Source organism: Geomonas sp. RF6, assembly GCF_021044625.1.
Classification (GTDB): Bacteria; Desulfobacterota; Desulfuromonadia; order Geobacterales; family Geobacteraceae; genus RF6.
This window is the reverse complement of sequence record NZ_CP087999.1, coordinates 1,869,870-1,885,229: the sequence shown is the minus strand read 5'-3', so window position 1 is coordinate 1,885,229 and position 15,360 is coordinate 1,869,870. Positions and strand designations below refer to the sequence as shown.

The following is a 15,360-nucleotide window of genomic DNA, read 5'->3' as shown; positions in this document are numbered from 1 at the left end:
GTTATGGTCGCACCGGAAGTGACCACATTCTGCACCGGTTTTGCCGCGGGGATCGCCGGCTTCGCCCATTGCCTCGGCATGTGCGGGGGCTTTGTACTCTTCTTGTCGCACGGTAAGGGAGGGAGATGGGGATCGGAGCTGCAGTGGCATCTCGGAAAGCTCTTTTCCTACCTCCTTCTCGGCGCGGTGGCGGGATATGCGGGAGGGTACCTGGAGGGGGCGCTCGGCGGCTTCCTCTGGTTCCAGAAGATCATGGCCTGGGTGGTGGGGGCGCTCTTCCTTCTCGCGGCGGCGAGCCTCCTGGGGCTGATTCCGGTGCGCGGCGGAGACGGCTGCGGAGAGGGGGTCCTCTCCCTCTGCTTTACCACGGTGTGCTCTGCACGAGCCCCCGGCGCCCCTCTCCTCGCGGGGGTGGCGACCGCCTTCCTCCCCTGTCCGGTCGTCCTCGCGCTCATCGCCCACGCCCTCCGGCTGGGCTCCGTACTCTCGGGGATCGTTCTCATGGCGGGGCTCGCTGCCGGCACCGCACTCCCGCTCCTCCTCCTGGCAGGTGCGGGGCGCCGCCTCGTCCCGGCGGTGCGGGGGTGGGCGCCGCGCCTTGCGGGGATCCTGCTCCTGCTCCTCGGTGCGGGCACCGTCCTTCGCAGCACGAGCTTTTACCACCTCCTCCTCGGATGTCCCCGGAGCGGGGCACGGCATGACACCCATCCCCCGAAAGGGGAGACGGTCACAAGGGAGGTGCGTCATGCAGGCGAGCGCCACTGAAAAGATGGCGCTCTGCGCCTTTTGCGGGCTGCCGGTGCGCGTCTCCGGTGGGGGGGACGGCGCAACGTACTGCTGTCACGCCTGCAAGGTGGTGGCGGCCCTCGTGGGGCGGCACCCGGAGGCGAAGCGGGGGTGGGATCTCTTTCGCCTCGCAATCGGGACTCTCCTTGCCATGAACGTGATGATGCTTTCCCTCCTCCTCTATGCCGGGAGCGTTGAGCAGACGACGGTCCCGGTGGTCCGCTGCATCCTCCTTGCCCTCTCGGCTCCGGCTCTGGCGATCCTCCTCCCCCCCTTTTTGCGTGGCGCCGCCGGTGAGGTCGCAGGGGGGGGGTGGAAGCTCGACACCCTCATATCAATCGGCTCCCTCGCGGCCTTCGGCGTCAGCGCCCGTAACACCATCGCCGGCAGCGGCCAGGTCTACTTCGATACCGCCACCATGCTCCCGGTTCTGGTGACTTTCGGGAAGTTTCTCGAGTCGACCGCCAAAAGCCGCGCCGGTGGGCTCCTCCATGCGCTGAAGGGGCTCCTGCCCCCCTCCGCCCTGCGCCTCGACGCTGCGGGGTGGCGGGAAGTGCCGCTCGAGGAGGTGCGGGTAGGGGACCTGGTCCGGGTGCGCCCGGGGGAAAGGGTCGCGGTGGACGGGATCGTGGAGGAGGGGAGGAGCGTCCTCGAGGAGGCCCCCTTCACCGGCGAGTTCCTGCCGCGCCTGTGCACGGTGGGTGACCGTGTCAGCGCCGGGACGGTGAACGGCGACGGCGTGGTCGTCGTGCGGGCCGAGAAGGTTTTTGGCGGACTTCTCCTGCAGCGGATAGTAGCCCTCGTAGAGGAGGCGTGGCGCGTCCCTTCTCCCGCCCAGCGGGCGGCGGAGCGGGCGGCGACTTTCTTCATCCCCCTCGTCGTCGGACTCGCCGCCCTCTCTTTCCTCGCCTGGTGGGCCTGTGGAGATCCGGCGCAGGGGGGAATAAGCGCACTCTCCGTCCTCGTCGTCGCCTGTCCCTGCACGATGGGGATCGCCACCCCGCTGGCGACCACTCTCGCGGTCGCACGCGCCGCCCGCGCAGGGGTCGTGGTGCGCGGTGGGGAAATCCTTGAGCGGGTCGGGGAGGCGGATCTCGCCTTCTTCGACAAGACCGGAACGTTGACCGAAGGGCGCCCCCAGCTGAAGGGAATAACGCTGTGGGACCCGCAGGTGACGAAAGAGGAGCTGCTGGGGCGGCTGGCGGGGCTGGAAGGTGCCAGCGAGCATGTACTCGGGAAGGCGGTCCTGGAGGAGGCACGCAAAAGGGGGGTGGCGGGGGGGGACGCCTGCGAGGTGGAGGTATTCCCCGGCCGCGGCATGAGCGGAACCGTGACGTGGCACGGTGAGAAAAAGCGGGTGACGGCAGGAAGCGTCTCCTTCGTGCGCGACCACTCCCTTGGGGCCTTCGACGACGAGGACGGCACGACGATCGAAGTGGCGTGGGAGGGGAGGGTGCGGGGGAGGCTGACGTTTCGCGACGTCCTGCACAGAAGCGCCGGCGCCTGCCTCGCGCGCCTTGCCGCCGGCGGAATCCCGTCGGTCCTTCTTTCCGGAGACAATGCGGTCGCCGCCGCCGAGATAGCAGGACGCCTCGCCATGGAGAGGGTGGCGGCGCCCCGCACGCCGGAGGAGAAGGTGCAGGAGGTACGCGCCGCGGCTGCCGCAGGGCGAAGGACGATAATGGTGGGAGACGGCATAAATGACGCGGCAGCTCTTGCGGCCGCCGGCACCGGTATAGCGCTCGGGGGGGGAACCGAGCTTGCCCGCACCTCCGCAGCAGTCGTCGTCCTCTCGGACGACCTTCTGCTGGTGCCGTGGCTTGTCGAGCTCGGCCGGCGCACGCGCGGAATCATCCGCGCCAACTTCGCCTGGAGCTTCGGCTACAACGCCGTCGCCCTGGCCGCAGCGGCGCTCGGCAGGCTCCACCCCCTCATCGCCGCGCTGGCGATGGTCTTCTCCAGCCTGACGGTGCTGGCGAACTCCTCGCGCATCAGCGCCTTTCCGCAGCACTCGGAGCCATCGACATGAAAAGGAAAGGGGACAGGGGAGGGGGAGGGGGGCGCCGCGAGGTCTTCGTGGTCGGCTCCGGCCCGAACGGGCTCGCGGCGGCGATCGAGATGGCGCGCCACGGCCACGTGGTGACCGTTCTGGAAGGGAGCACCACGATCGGCGGCGGGGCGCGCACCGAGCCCCTCACTCTCCCCGGTTTCCTGCACGACGTCTGCTCCGCCATTCATCCACTGGCGGCCTCTTCCCCCTTCTTCCGCGAGCTCCCGCTGGAGCGCTTCGGGCTGCGCTGGATCGATCCCCCGGCGGCGCTGGCGCACCCCCTGGACGACGGCACGACGGTCCTCCTCATGCGCGATATCGAAGGGACCGTCGCCTCCCTCGACGGGAAGGACGCCGCCCCCTACCGGAAGATCTTCGCCCCGCTGACGGAGAAGTGGGACGGGTTGTCGCGCGACCTCCTCGCCCCGGTGCACCTGCCGAGGCACCCCCTCGCCATGGCGCGCTTCGGGATGCACGCGCTCCTTCCCGCCACCTCCTTCCTGCACAACGCCTTTTCCGGAACGCGCGCCCGCGCCCTCATTGCCGGGATGTGCGCCCACTCCTTCCTGCCTCTGGAGCAGGCCGGCAGCGCCTCCTTCGGACTCGTCCTCGGCACCCTCGGGCACTTCGCCGGCTGGCCGGTGGCGGCTGGAGGGTCGGGGCGCCTGAGTGCGGCGCTGGCGAAGTATCTGGAGCACCTGGGGGGGAAGATCCTCGTCGGGAGGAGGGTCGCCAATGTGGACGAATTCCCCGCCGCTTCGCTGAAGATCCTCGACATCACGCCGCGCCAGCTCCTCGCCCTCGCCGGGCACCGCTTTCCGGAGCGCTACCGGGAGAAGCTCGGCCGGTACCGCTACGGACCTGCCGTCTTCAAGATCGACTGGGCACTGGACGGGCCGATACCGTGGCGAGACCCTGCCTGCCTGCACTCCGCGACGGTCCACCTCGGCGGGACGCTGGAGGAGATCGCCGCCTCCGAGAGGGAGGTATGGCGCGGCGGACACCCGGAGCGCCCCTTCGTCCTCGTGGCCCAGCAAAGCCTCTTCGACCCGGAGCGCGCCCCGAAGGGGAAGCACACCGGCTGGGCCTACTGCCACGTCCCGAACGGTTCCCGCGTCGACATGACCGAGAGGATCGAGCGGCAGATGGAGCGCTTCGCCCCCGGTTTCCGCGAGCTCATCCTTGCCCGCCAAACCCGCAACAGCGCCGGGTTGCAGCTCTACAACGAGAACTTCGTAGGGGGGGATGTGAACGGCGGCGTCCAGGACCTGGCCCAGATCGTGCGGCGCCCGGTCGCCGGCCCGCGTCCCTACGCCACCCCTGACAGCACACTCTTCATCTGCTCCTCCTCCACCCCCCCCGGTGGCGGGGTGCACGGCATGGCGGGGTACCATGCCGCCCGCTGCGTCATCGCGTCGCTGCCGCGCCGTTAGCGAGATGCGCATCTTCCAGATCATAGGGATCCTCACCTCCCTCTCCGCGGCGTTTGCCTACCTGAACCATCGCCTGCTGCGCCTCCCCACCACCATCGGGCTCATGCTGCAGAGTCTGGTTCTCTCCCTTATCCTGATGGCGCTTCTCGCGCTCGGGGTGGACATCGCCCGCCCGGCGCAGGCGGTACTCTCCCGCATCGACTTCGACGTCCTCCTCCTGGAGGGGCTCCTCAGTTTCCTCCTCTTCGCCGGGTCGCTCTTCGTGCAGATGGACCAGCTCCTCGACGTGAAGTTCGACATCGCCCTCTTCTCCGTAGTCGGCGTCCTCATCTCCTCTGCCCTCATCGGCGGAGTCCTCCTCTGGGGGAGCATCCTCCTTGGTCTCGGCGTGCGACCCCTGTACGCCTTCCTCTTCGGAGCCCTCATCTCTCCCACCGACCCAGTCGCGGTTCTTCCGACCCTGCGCCGCCTCGGGGTGCCGAAGAGGACCGATGCCCAGATCGCGGGGGAAGCGCTATTCAACGACGGGGTGGGGATCGTCCTTTTCCTCTCCCTGTTGAGCCTCGCCCGCGGCAGCGGGGAGCTCGACGCCGCGGACGCCCTTCTCCTCTTTCTGCGCTCCGGGTGCGGAGGGGTCCTCTTTGGCACCATCCTCGGCTGGGCCGGCTATTTCATCATGAAGAGCGTCGACGACTACCAGCTGGAGATCCTCGTCACCCTCGCCCTGGTGAGCGGTGGCTACTCCCTCGCCCTCTCCGTGGGGGTCTCCGGGCCCCTTGCCATGGTTATGGCCGGGCTTCTCATCGGCGGACGGGGCCGGGAACGTGCCATGTCGCCGCGCACCCGGGAAAACCTGGACCGCTTCTGGGAGCTGGTGGAGGAGATGCTCAACTCGATCCTCTTCACCCTCATCGGGCTGGAGGTCCTCGTGATCAGCGGGGCGCTGACATCGGTGCACCTCGTGACCGCGCTCCTGGCGATCCCCGTCGTCCTTCTTGCCCGCTACCTCTCCGTCCTTGCGGTGGGAGCGCTGCTGCGCCTCAGGACCCCCTTCTCCTGGGGGAGCGCATGGATTATGACCTGGGGGGGGCTGCGCGGCGGCATCTCCATTGCGCTTGCCCTCTCGCTCCCCCCTGTGCCGGAGAGGAGCGTCCTTCTTTTCGCCACCTACGTGGTGGTGGTCTTCTCCATCCTCGTGCAGGGCTCCACCCTCCGCCGCCTGGTGCCGAAGAAGCACCCCCGCCCTTAGCCTCCCCCGCGCTCTGGTTGACAAGAGGGGGGTGGAACTTAAAATTTTGGAAGAATATAATTAAAAAAGACTGGAGGCCGCTATGGCAACAACCGCCAGTGACTATCTGGTGCAGCGTCTCTTCGCCTGGGGAGTGCGCAGGGTGTACGGGTATCCCGGGGACGGCATCAACGGCGTCATGGGAGCACTGAACCGCGCCCAGGAGAAGGTGGAATTCATACAGGCACGTCATGAGGAGGAGGCGGCCTTCATGGCGTGCGCCCATGCCAAGTTCACCGGCGAGGTCGGGGTGTGCATGGCGACCTCCGGACCGGGTGCGATACACCTGCTGAACGGGCTGTACGACGCGAAGCTCGACCATCAGCCTGTGGTGGCGATCGTAGGGCAGCAGGCGACGGCGGCGCTGGGGGCGGAGTACCAGCAGGAGGTGGATCTGATTTCCCTCTTCAAGGACGTGGCGGGGCAGTACGTGCAGATGGCGACGAACCCGGCGCAGATCAGGCAGCTCGTCGATCGCGCCATCAGGATTTCCATGGCGGAGCGCACGGTGACCTGCATCATCCTGCCAAACGACGTGCAGGAGATGGGGGCCGTTCCCTCACCGGAGCGCAAGCACGGCACGACCTTCACCGGGATCGGCTTCACCAGGCCGGAGGTGGTCCCCAGGAAGGACGATCTGCGGCGCGCAGCGGAGATCCTCAACTCCGGGCGCAGGGTCGCCATGCTCGTCGGGGCAGGGGCGCTCGGGGCGGGGGAGGAGGTCGTCGAGGTCGCCGAGCGGCTCGGCGCCGGGGTGGCGAAGGCGCTCCTCGGGAAGGCGGCGCTTCCGGACGATCTCCCCTTTGTGACCGGCTCCATTGGTCTTTTGGGGACGAAGCCGAGCTGGGAGCTCATGATGAACTGCGACACCCTCCTCATGGTGGGGAGCGGCTTCCCCTACGCGGAATTCCTCCCGAAGGAGGGGCAGGCGCGCGGGGTGCAGATCGACATCAACCCGCGCATGCTGGGGCTGCGCTACCCGATGGAGGTGAACCTGCAGGGGGATGCCGCCCTTACGCTGCGCGCCCTGGTACCCCTTCTGGAGAAGAAGAGCGACCGCGGCTGGCGCAGCGACATCGAGCGGGAGGTCGCCGAGTGGTGGCAGGTCATGGAGGCGCGCGCCATGATCGCCGCCAACCCCATCAACCCGCAGCGCCTCTTCTGGGAGCTCTCCTCGAGGCTTCCGGACTATTCCATCGTAACCTGCGATTCCGGCTCTGCAGCGAACTGGTACGCCCGCGACCTGAAGATCAGGCGCGGCATGATGGCCTCCCTTTCCGGTACGCTCGCCACCATGTGCCCGGGGGTCCCGTACGCCATCGCCGCGAAGATGAACTACCCCCAGCGTCCGGTCGTCGCGCTGGTGGGGGACGGCGCCATGCAGATGCTCGGCATCAACGGGCTGGTCACCATTTCAAAGTACTGGAAGAGCTGGAGTAATCCGCACCTGGTGATCCTCGTGCTGAACAACCGCGACCTGAACCAGGTCACCTGGGAGCAGCGGGTCATGAACGGAGACCCGAAGTTCAGCGCCTCCCAGGACCTCCCCCCCTTCCCGTACGCCCAGTACGCTCAGATGCTCGGGCTGGAGGGGATCGAGCTGAACGACCCGGCAAAGATCGGTGCGGCATGGGAGCGGGCGCTGCGCGCCGACCGCCCCGTCGTCATCGACGCCCACTGCGACCCGGACGTCCCCCCCCTCCCGCCGCACATAACGCTTGAGCAGGCGAAGGGGTACATGTCCTCCATCTTTGAAGGGGATCCGAACGTCGCCGGGATCCTGAAGCAGTCGGCGAAGCAGATGATGTCGGCGCTTCTGCAAAGAAGCGAGAAGAAGAGGTGAAGGGGGTAGTCGAGCACCTGTCGGTGGAGGTTCTGAAGATCCCCACCGACTCCCCGGAGGGGGACGGCACCTTCCGCTGGGACTCCACCACCATGGTCCTTGTCCACCTCGCCGCGGAGGGGGCACGCGGCATCGGCTACAGCTATGCCGACGCCGCGGCGGCTACCCTCATCGAGGGAAAGCTGGCAGAGCTCGTCCTCGGGCGCACCCCCTTCGACATCCCCGCCTGCCGCGCCGCCATGACCGCCTCCCTTAGAAACCTCGGTGCCGACGGGATAGGCATGCTCGCTCTCTCCGCAGTCGACGCCGCCTTGTGGGACCTGAAGGGAAAGCTCCTGGATCTCCCGCTGGTGCGGCTTCTCGGTGGCGCCAGGGGAAGCGTCCCCGTCTACGGAAGCGGCGGCTTCACGACCTACACCCGCGAGCAGCTGCAGCGCCAGCTTTCCGGCTGGGTGGAGCACGGCATCCCCCGGGTGAAGATGAAGGTGGGGGCGGGGGTGCGGGAGGAGGTGGATCGGGTGGGGGCGGCGCGGGAAGCGATCGGCGCGAAGGCGGAGCTCTTCATCGATGCGAACGGCGCCTGCACCCCGAAGGGAGCGCTCGCCCTTGCAGAAGCGATCCTCCCCCACCGGGTGAGCTGGTTCGAGGAGCCGGTGCCGCACTCCGACCGGGCGGGGCTTCGCCAGGTGCGGGAACGGGCTCCTGCCGGCATGGAGATAGCGGCGGGTGAATACGGCTTCACCCTCGGCTACTTCCACGACCTCCTCGCCGCCGGTGCGGTCGATGTCTTGCAGGCGGACGCCACTCGTTGCGGCATCTCCGGCTTCATGGAGGCCGCCGTCCTGGCCTCTGCCTACGGGGTGCCGCTCTCGGCCCACTGTGCCCCGTCGCTGAACCTGCACCCCTGCTGTGCCTCCCCGGCCGTGCGGCACCTCGAGTACTTTCACGATCATGTGCGGATAGAGAGGCTTCTTTTCGAAGGCTTCGTGGAGCCGGCCTGCGGCGAGCTCGCTCCCGCCCCGGCAAGGCCGGGGCTCGGGGTGACGCTCAGGGAGGATGTGGCGCGGCGCTACCGGATGTAGGGAAGGAGGAGAAGGTCAATGCCAGATCCTCGTCAGCACGAGGAGTTCGTGCACACGTCGTTGAACCCCGGCGCCCTGGAGGCGGACCTGAAATATCAGGTCGACGCCGAGGTTCGCTTCGACGCCGGGAGCCGGGCGCTCTACGCCACCGACGCCTCCAACTACCGCCAGGTGCCGATCGGGGTGGTGATCCCGAGGAATGCGGGCGCGGTGGTGAAAGCGCTGGAGGTATGCCACCGTCATGGCGCTCCCGTCGTCTCCCGCGGCGGGGGGACCGGGCTGTGCGGCCAGACCTGCAACGTGGCGGTGGTGATCGACCACTCGAAGTACCTGAACCGGATCCTGGAGATCGACCCGGACCGGAAGTTTGCTCGCGTTGAGCCGGGGACGATCCTCGATCACCTCAGAAGCCAGGCCGAGAATTACCACCTCACCTTCGGACCCGACCCCGCCACCCACAGCTACAACACCTTGGGGGGCATGATCGGCAACAACTCCTGCGGGGTGCATTCCGTGATGGCGGGTCGCACGGTGGACAACGTCCTCGAGCTCGACGTGGTGACCTACGACGGCGTCCGCATGACCGTCGGCCCGACCTCGGAGGAGGAACTCCGCGAGATCATCGCGGCCGGTGGGCGGCGCGGCGAGATCTACGGGGGGTTGCGGGACCTGCGCGACCGGTACGGTGATCTCGTGCGGCAGCGCTACCCGAAGATCCCGCGCCGCGTCTCCGGGTACAACCTGGACGAGCTCCTCCCGGAGCGGAATTTCAACGTCGCGCACGCGCTTGTCGGAACGGAAGGGACGTGCGTGACGATCCTGGAGGCGAAGCTGCGCCTCGTGCACAGCCCCCCCGCTCGCTCCGTGCTCCTTCTCGGCTACCCCGACGTCTACTCCGCCGCCGACCACATCGACGACATCCTGCGCTGCGACCCCATCGGACTGGAGGGGCTCGATGAGATGCTGACCCACTTCGTGAAGGAGAAGGGGCTGCACCCGGAGAACCTGGAGCTCCTTCCGGAAGGGAAGGGGTGGCTCCTTGCGGAGTTCGGCGGCGACACGAAGGAGGAGGCGAACGAAAACGCGAAGCGCGCCATGGAGGCGCTGCGCAAGGTGAAGAGCCCCCCGTCGATGAAGGTGTATCTCTCCGAGCACGAGGAGAAGAGGATCTGGGAGATCCGGGAATCGGGACTCGGTGCCACCGCCAATGTGCCGGGGGTGCCGCTGAGCTGGCCGGGGTGGGAGGATGCCGCGGTCCCGCCGCACAACCTCGGCGCCTACCTGCGCGACTTCCGCAAGCTCCTGGACGAGTACTCCCTCACCGCCGCCCTCTACGGACACTTCGGGGACGGCTGCATCCACTGCCGCATCACCTTCGACCTCTTCAGCGCCCAAGGGGTAAAGAACTTCACCTCCTTTCTCGACAGGGCCACCGATCTCGTGGTCCGCTACGGCGGCTCCTTCTCCGCCGAGCACGGTGATGGGCAGTCGAAGGCGATCTACCTGCGCAAGATGTACGGCGACGAGCTCATTGAGGCCTTCCGGCAGTTCAAGACCCTCTGGGACCCCCAGTGGAAGATGAACCCCGGGAAGGTCATCGACCCGTACCGCCCGGACGAGAACCTGCGCCTCGGGGTGGAATACAATCCGATCCAGCCCGAGACGCACTTCCGCTTCCCCAATGATGAGGGGAGCTTCGCGCGCGCCACCCTGCGGTGCGTCGGCGTGGGGAAGTGCCGCAGGACGCACGACGCCTTCATGTGCCCCAGCTTCCAAGTCACCAGGGAGGAGATGCACACCACCCGCGGCCGGGCCCACCTCCTTTTCGAGATGTTCCGCGGCGACTTCCTGAAGGACGGCTGGCGCTCGAAAGAGGTCCTGGAGGCGCTGGAGTACTGCCTCTCCTGCAAGGGGTGCAAGGGGGAGTGCCCGGTGAACGTGGATGTGGCGACCTACAAGGCCGAGTTTCTCTCCCACTATTACCGCTCCCGCCTTCGCCCGCGCCCCGCGTACTCCATGGGGCTGATCGGGAGGTGGGGGAGGATCGGTGCGAGGATGCCGCGGATGGCGAACTTCTTCTCTCGCACCCCGGGGCTGAGCACCGTTGCGAAGGGGATAGGGGGGATCGCGCAGGAGCGCACCATCCCCCTCTTCGCCGCGGAGACCTTCACCGCCTGGTACCGGCGCACGAAGAGGGAGCCGCGCGGCAACCGCCGCGTCGTCCTCTACACCGACATATTCAACGACTCCTTCTTTCCCGAAACGCTGAAGGCCGCCCTGGAGGTCCTGGAGCGCTACGGCTACGCGGTGACCCTGCTGCCGCACTCCCCCCCCGCGGTGCGCCCCCCCATCGACTACGGCATGATCGACCTGGCGAGGCGGGAGATGCTGCGCGCAGTCGAGCTCCTGAGCCCTTTCGTGCGCCAGGGGGTCCCGGTGGTGATCCTGGAGCCGAGCACCGCGGCGGCCTTTCGCGACGAGCTCCCGGGGCTCCTCCCCCAGCACCAGGACGGGCGCCGGGTAACGGACCTCACCTTTGTGCTGAGCGAGTTCATGCTGCGGGAAGGGCTGCGGCCGCCGAAACTCTCCGGAAATGCGCTCTTGCAGACGCACTGCCATCAGAAGGCGGTCCTCGACGGGGCGGCCGGTCGAAGGCTCCTTACCGACATGGGGCTCACGGTACAGGAGCCGCAGCAGAGCTGCTGCGGCATGGCTGGGTCGTTCGGCTTTGAGTCCGGAAAGTACGAGATCTCTCAAAAGATCGCCGAGCTTGCCCTTTTCCCCGCGGTGCGCAGGGCGAGCATCACCGACTATATCGTCGCCGACGGCTTCAGCTGCCGCACCCAGATCATGGAAGGCACCAGCCGTCAGGTACTGCACAGCGCCGAGCTCCTCCTCCTCGCCTTCAGGAGCGCGGCTCAGGGCGACGAAAATGATTAGCGCCGCCAGCATAAAGAAGCACCCGCTCCACCCGATGCTGATACCACTCCCGATCGGGTTGTGGCTCTTTTCCCTCTTTTGCGACGTGATGACGCTGCGTACCGGGAGCGGCGTCTGGAAAAGCTGCGCCTTCTACACCATGGCGGGGGGGGTCGCCGGTGCGCTCCTCGCCGCCCTGCCCGGAGCGTGGGACCTGTACCGGATGCGCCCCTCGCGTGCGAAGAGGATAGGGATCTGGCACATGTGCATCAATCTCACCGTTGTCACTCTGTACGCGGTCAATCTCTGGTGGCGCTGGCGATTCTGCTCCTGGAGCATCAGGCCGCTGGAGCTGGGACTCTCGGTCCTCGCGGTCCTTCTCCTCGCCGTTTCCGGCTGGCTCGGGGGGGAGATGGTGTACGTGCACGGGGTAGCGGTCGATCCGGTCGACGAGGGTGCACAGGGGAGGAAGGAGTGAAAAGGAAAGAGGGGAAGAAGGAGACAGTGGTGGTGACGGGTGCTTCGGCCGGCGTCGGGCGTGCCGTCGCCTGCGCTTTCGGCCGCACCGGCGCCCGGGTGGCGCTTCTGGCGCGGGACCGCGAGCGTCTCGAGTCGGTGCGGCGGGAAGTGGAGGCGGCCGGGGGTGAAGGTCTTGTGGTTGTCACCGACGTCGCCGATCCCGGGCAGGTGGAGCGCGCAGCACAGGAGACGGAGGAGGCCTTCGGCCCGATCGACATCTGGGTGAACAACGCCATGACTTCCGTCTTCTCACCCTTCACCGAGATGACCCCGGAGGAGTTCCGGCGGGTGACTGAGGTGACGTATCTCGGGACGGTGTACGGCACCTGGTCGGCGCTGAAGCGGATGATGCCGCGCGACCGCGGGGTGATTGTCCAGGTCGGCTCCGCGCTGGCGGACCGGAGCATCCCGCTTCAGTCCGCCTACTGCGGCGGAAAGCACGCCATTCGCGGCTTCACCGACTCGCTCCGCTGCGAGCTCCTGCACAGCTGCTCCGGTGTGCACCTCACCATGGTGCAGCTTCCCGCCATGAACACCCCGCAGTTCGCTTGGGTGAAGTCGCGCCTCCCCTTCAAGGCGCAGCCGGTCCCTCCGATCTATCAGCCGGAGGTGGCGGCGCGCGCCATCGTCTGGGCGGCGCACCACAGGAGGCGTGAGCTCTGGGTCGGGGTGCCGACGGTGGAGTCGTTCCTCGGAAACCGTCTTTTCCCCGGACTCCTCGACCGTTACCTGGCCCGCAAGGGGTATGCGGCGCAACAGACCGATGAGCCGGAGGTACCGGATCGGCCGAACAACCTGTGGGAAACTGTTCCCGGCCCCTTCGGAGCTCGGGGCACCTTCGATGAGAGGGCGCAGGAGGGCAGCCCCGAAGTGTGGATGGCGGAGCACAAATGGCAACTGGCCCTGGCCGCCGCGGGGAGCGCCGGGCTCCTCCTCTCTCTCGCCAGGTGCCGCAGGAAGAAGCGACGCAGGTTCAGAATTTTCCGCTGAGAAAGAGTGAGGAGGGGCGATGGCATACGGGAACGGTTATGGAAGGCTGCTTGCGATTGCCCTCTCCTGGGTATGCTTTTCCGGCTGCTACCTCCTCCTTGCCGGGAGCAAAAGTCCCGAGGAAATCGTAGCTGCGGCCGCCGCTTCGTCCTTTCTCATCTTCCTCGTGCTGCATCTGAAGCACCCCTTCAAGACCCCCCTGCGGCTGAAGCCCTCCTGGCTTCTCCTTTTGCTGCGTATCCCGTGGGCGATGCTGGAGGAATCCTGGCTCCTCCTCTTCCCCCTCCTGCGACGCCTGCGGGGAGAGGAGGTAGAGGGGGTCCTCCTGGAGCATCCCTTTCCACCGCCGAGAGACTACCACGACGCCGCACGTCGCGCCTTCATGACCTTCGGGGTATGCGTCACTCCCAACAGCTACCTGCTCCTGGAAGACCGCGAGCGCGACACCGCGCTCGTCCGGCAGCTGGTGGGAAAGGAGATCTCGAAGGTAGACCGCCTTTTCCTGGAGCTCCCATGAATCCCTGGCTCCTTACCGCCGCCGTCCTTCTCCTGGCCATTCTCCCCTGCGGCTGGGTCTGCCTGAGGGGCAGGCTCATGGAGCGCTTCGCGGCCCTGCAGATGGCGCAGCTCCTCTCGGTCATCGTCCTCATCCTCCTGGCGGAGGGGTACGGCAGGGAAAACTACTTCGACCTCGCCATCATCCTTGCCATCCTCTCCTTCGCCTCGGCCCTCGTGTACATCCGGTTTCTCGAGCGCTGGCTATGAGTGCGCCCGGGAACCCGAGCACCCTCTGTCTCGTCCTCCTCGGCTTCACCGCCGTCGTCGGCGTACTGTGCGCCCTCGGCATTCTGGTGATGAAGGATTTCTACACGAAGATCCACTACCTTGCCCCTGTAGCGGTCCTCGGCACCGCAGCCGTTGCCGGCGCCGTCCTGCTGCAGGAAGGGATTGGTACCGCGGCGTTCAAGACGCTGCTCGTCCTCGTCATCATGCTGGCCAGCAACCCCGTCCTCACCTATGCCGCGGCGCGTGCCCATTACCTGAGGGAGGCCCGCATAAGGCAGGGAAAGATGAGGGAAACGGAGGGGGAGGGGTAGGGAGGGCTCTTATGGATGTGGTACAGCTTGTCAGCTTTATCCTGGTCGCCGCGGGGGGGACCGCGGTCGTGGCAACGCGTGACCCGCTGAGGCAGTCTATGGTGGCGAGCCTCTACGGGCTCCTGCTGACCGTTCTCTTTCTGGCGCTGCAGGCACCCGACGTAGCCCTGTCGGAGCTCGTGGTGGGGGCGGTTGCCTATCCTCTCATGGTGATGCTGACGGTGGCGAAGACATCCTCCGGGGGTGCGGAATGAGCGGCCGGCTCCGGGTAATTCTCTTTCTCGCCGCCGCGGCCGCCTTCGGCTGGGGGCTCCTGGATGCCCTGGCCGGCATCCCCCCCTTCGGGGATTACCGCGGGCCCTATGGGGACGTGGTGCTGCAGACCATGGGGGAGTTGCGCCACACGCAGCAGGGGGTGGCGGCGGTGACCTTCGATTACCGCGGCTTCGACACCCTTGGCGAGGAATTCATCCTCTTCGCCGCCGTTGCAGGCGCACTCCTCCTGATGCGCCGCCAGCCATCGGAAAAGGAGAGGGGGGCGCACGACCAGGCGCCGGGACACCCCGCAGCGCGGATCGGCCCGGCGTGCCGAGTGTCGGGACTCATCATGTTCCCCTTCACTCTCCTTTTGGGCATCTACGTCGTCCTGCACGGACATCTCTCCCCCGGAGGGGGATTCCAGGGTGGAGTACTTCTCGCCAGCGCCTTCTATTTCGTGTACCTCAGCGGCGAATTCGAGGACCTTGCGTCCTTTGTGAAGGAACACCCGGTCGAGCTCACAGAATCGGCCGGAGCTGCCGCCTTCGCACTCCTGGCGGCCATTCCCCTCCTTCTCGGCGAGCCGTGCATGAAAAACATCCTCCCGTTCGGGGAAAAGGGTGAGCTCCTCTCCTCGGGGATGCTCCCCCTCTTCAACATCGCCGTCGGAATCGAGGTTGGTGCCGGCTTCCTCCTTCTCGTCCACGCTTTCCTGAAGCAGGTGCTCCTGATCCGCAAGGAGGGGAAAAAATGACTCTGCTGCCATTTGCCGTGACGGTCTGGCTCTTCCTGGTGGGGCTCTACGGTGTCGCCACCAGCAGGAACACCATTCACCTGGTGAGCTGCCTCTTCGTGGCGCAGTCCTCCACCTACGTCCTTCTCCTCTCCATCGGGTACCGGAAGGGGGGGACCGCGCCGATCGTGGACAAGCTCCCGTCCGGGGCTCCCCTCGTCGACCCGGTCGTCCAGTCCCTCGCCCTCACCGATATCGTGGTGGGGGCTACCGTCTCCGCGCTCATCCTCATCTGCGCGCTCCAGGCCCACAAGAAGGGGGGAACGCTCGACCCGCGGCGCGAGACGCCGATGAGAGGGTGA

The 15,360-nt window shown here is 67.0% G+C and carries 15 protein-coding genes; all 15 read left to right on the top strand.

Features of this window, described 5'->3' with window-relative positions; translation table 11 throughout:
* Positions 1-3 precede the first annotated feature (3 nt).
* The 15 genes from LPW11_RS08090 (at position 4) to LPW11_RS08020 (ending at position 15,360) form a co-directional block, all read left to right on the top strand.
* The gene (locus tag LPW11_RS08090) at positions 4-765 is read left to right on the top strand and encodes a sulfite exporter TauE/SafE family protein (RefSeq protein WP_230997615.1); all 762 of its coding nucleotides are present in this window, start codon (positions 4-6) and stop codon (positions 763-765) included.
* The gene (locus tag LPW11_RS08085) at positions 746-2,815 is read left to right on the top strand and encodes a heavy metal translocating P-type ATPase (RefSeq protein WP_230997614.1); all 2,070 of its coding nucleotides are present in this window, start codon (positions 746-748) and stop codon (positions 2,813-2,815) included. Before LPW11_RS08090 ends, LPW11_RS08085 begins: the two co-directional genes overlap by 20 nt.
* The gene (locus LPW11_RS08080) at positions 2,812-4,269 is read left to right on the top strand and encodes a phytoene desaturase family protein (protein WP_230997613.1); all 1,458 of its coding nucleotides are present in this window, start codon (positions 2,812-2,814) and stop codon (positions 4,267-4,269) included. The genes LPW11_RS08085 and LPW11_RS08080 overlap by 4 nt, the downstream gene beginning before the upstream one ends.
* Complete coding sequence (locus LPW11_RS08075; protein ID WP_230997612.1) at positions 4,229-5,518, top strand: cation:proton antiporter; 1,290 nt, start codon at positions 4,229-4,231, stop codon at positions 5,516-5,518. The genes LPW11_RS08080 and LPW11_RS08075 overlap by 41 nt, the downstream gene beginning before the upstream one ends.
* An 82-nt stretch (positions 5,519-5,600) precedes the next feature.
* Positions 5,601-7,400, top strand: coding sequence for a thiamine pyrophosphate-requiring protein (locus LPW11_RS08070; RefSeq protein WP_230997611.1), 1,800 nt, complete (start codon positions 5,601-5,603; stop codon positions 7,398-7,400).
* Positions 7,397-8,482, top strand: coding sequence for an enolase C-terminal domain-like protein (locus LPW11_RS08065; RefSeq protein WP_230997610.1), 1,086 nt, complete (start codon positions 7,397-7,399; stop codon positions 8,480-8,482). Before LPW11_RS08070 ends, LPW11_RS08065 begins: the two co-directional genes overlap by 4 nt.
* Before the next feature lie 18 nt (positions 8,483-8,500).
* On the top strand, positions 8,501-11,422 hold the full coding sequence (locus tag LPW11_RS08060) for an FAD-binding and (Fe-S)-binding domain-containing protein (protein ID WP_230997609.1): 2,922 nt from the start codon (positions 8,501-8,503) through the stop codon (positions 11,420-11,422).
* Complete coding sequence (locus LPW11_RS08055) at positions 11,415-11,879, top strand: DUF2231 domain-containing protein (RefSeq protein ID WP_230997608.1); 465 nt, start codon at positions 11,415-11,417, stop codon at positions 11,877-11,879. The genes LPW11_RS08060 and LPW11_RS08055 overlap by 8 nt, the downstream gene beginning before the upstream one ends.
* Positions 11,876-12,910 carry an SDR family oxidoreductase gene (locus LPW11_RS08050; RefSeq protein ID WP_230997607.1) on the top strand — a complete coding sequence of 345 codons (1,035 nt, stop codon included), beginning with the start codon at positions 11,876-11,878 and terminating at the stop codon, positions 12,908-12,910. The genes LPW11_RS08055 and LPW11_RS08050 overlap by 4 nt, the downstream gene beginning before the upstream one ends.
* 19 nt (positions 12,911-12,929) lie before the next feature.
* Entirely contained in the window at positions 12,930-13,427 is a 498-nt protein-coding gene (locus tag LPW11_RS08045; RefSeq protein ID WP_230997606.1) for a hypothetical protein, read from the top strand.
* Entirely contained in the window at positions 13,424-13,675 is a 252-nt protein-coding gene (locus LPW11_RS08040) for an MrpF/PhaF family protein (RefSeq protein ID WP_230997605.1), read from the top strand. The genes LPW11_RS08045 and LPW11_RS08040 overlap by 4 nt, the downstream gene beginning before the upstream one ends.
* Complete coding sequence (locus LPW11_RS08035) at positions 13,672-14,007, top strand: cation:proton antiporter (protein WP_230997604.1); 336 nt, start codon at positions 13,672-13,674, stop codon at positions 14,005-14,007. The genes LPW11_RS08040 and LPW11_RS08035 overlap by 4 nt, the downstream gene beginning before the upstream one ends.
* Positions 14,008-14,018: 11 nt before the next feature.
* The gene (locus LPW11_RS08030; protein WP_230997603.1) at positions 14,019-14,261 is read left to right on the top strand and encodes a DUF4040 domain-containing protein; all 243 of its coding nucleotides are present in this window, start codon (positions 14,019-14,021) and stop codon (positions 14,259-14,261) included.
* Entirely contained in the window at positions 14,258-15,019 is a 762-nt protein-coding gene (locus LPW11_RS08025) for an MnhB domain-containing protein (RefSeq protein WP_230997602.1), read from the top strand. The genes LPW11_RS08030 and LPW11_RS08025 overlap by 4 nt, the downstream gene beginning before the upstream one ends.
* Positions 15,016-15,360, top strand: coding sequence for a sodium:proton antiporter (locus LPW11_RS08020; protein ID WP_230997601.1), 345 nt, complete (start codon positions 15,016-15,018; stop codon positions 15,358-15,360). The genes LPW11_RS08025 and LPW11_RS08020 overlap by 4 nt, the downstream gene beginning before the upstream one ends.

Coding starts and splice junctions, on each gene's coding strand:
- LPW11_RS08040 (WP_230997605.1), top strand. CDS start 13,424: ATGAATCCCTGGCTCCTTACCGCCGCCGTCCTTCTCCTGGCCATTCTC.
- LPW11_RS08085 (WP_230997614.1), top strand. CDS start 746: ATGCAGGCGAGCGCCACTGAAAAGATGGCGCTCTGCGCCTTTTGCGGG.
- LPW11_RS08080 (WP_230997613.1), top strand. CDS start 2,812: ATGAAAAGGAAAGGGGACAGGGGAGGGGGAGGGGGGCGCCGCGAGGTC.
- LPW11_RS08045 (WP_230997606.1), top strand. CDS start 12,930: ATGGCATACGGGAACGGTTATGGAAGGCTGCTTGCGATTGCCCTCTCC.
- LPW11_RS08060 (WP_230997609.1), top strand. CDS start 8,501: ATGCCAGATCCTCGTCAGCACGAGGAGTTCGTGCACACGTCGTTGAAC.
- LPW11_RS08075 (WP_230997612.1), top strand. CDS start 4,229: ATGCCGCCCGCTGCGTCATCGCGTCGCTGCCGCGCCGTTAGCGAGATG.
- LPW11_RS08025 (WP_230997602.1), top strand. CDS start 14,258: ATGAGCGGCCGGCTCCGGGTAATTCTCTTTCTCGCCGCCGCGGCCGCC.
- LPW11_RS08070 (WP_230997611.1), top strand. CDS start 5,601: ATGGCAACAACCGCCAGTGACTATCTGGTGCAGCGTCTCTTCGCCTGG.
- LPW11_RS08035 (WP_230997604.1), top strand. CDS start 13,672: ATGAGTGCGCCCGGGAACCCGAGCACCCTCTGTCTCGTCCTCCTCGGC.
- LPW11_RS08090 (WP_230997615.1), top strand. CDS start 4: ATGGTCGCACCGGAAGTGACCACATTCTGCACCGGTTTTGCCGCGGGG.
- LPW11_RS08030 (WP_230997603.1), top strand. CDS start 14,019: ATGGATGTGGTACAGCTTGTCAGCTTTATCCTGGTCGCCGCGGGGGGG.
- LPW11_RS08055 (WP_230997608.1), top strand. CDS start 11,415: ATGATTAGCGCCGCCAGCATAAAGAAGCACCCGCTCCACCCGATGCTG.
- LPW11_RS08020 (WP_230997601.1), top strand. CDS start 15,016: ATGACTCTGCTGCCATTTGCCGTGACGGTCTGGCTCTTCCTGGTGGGG.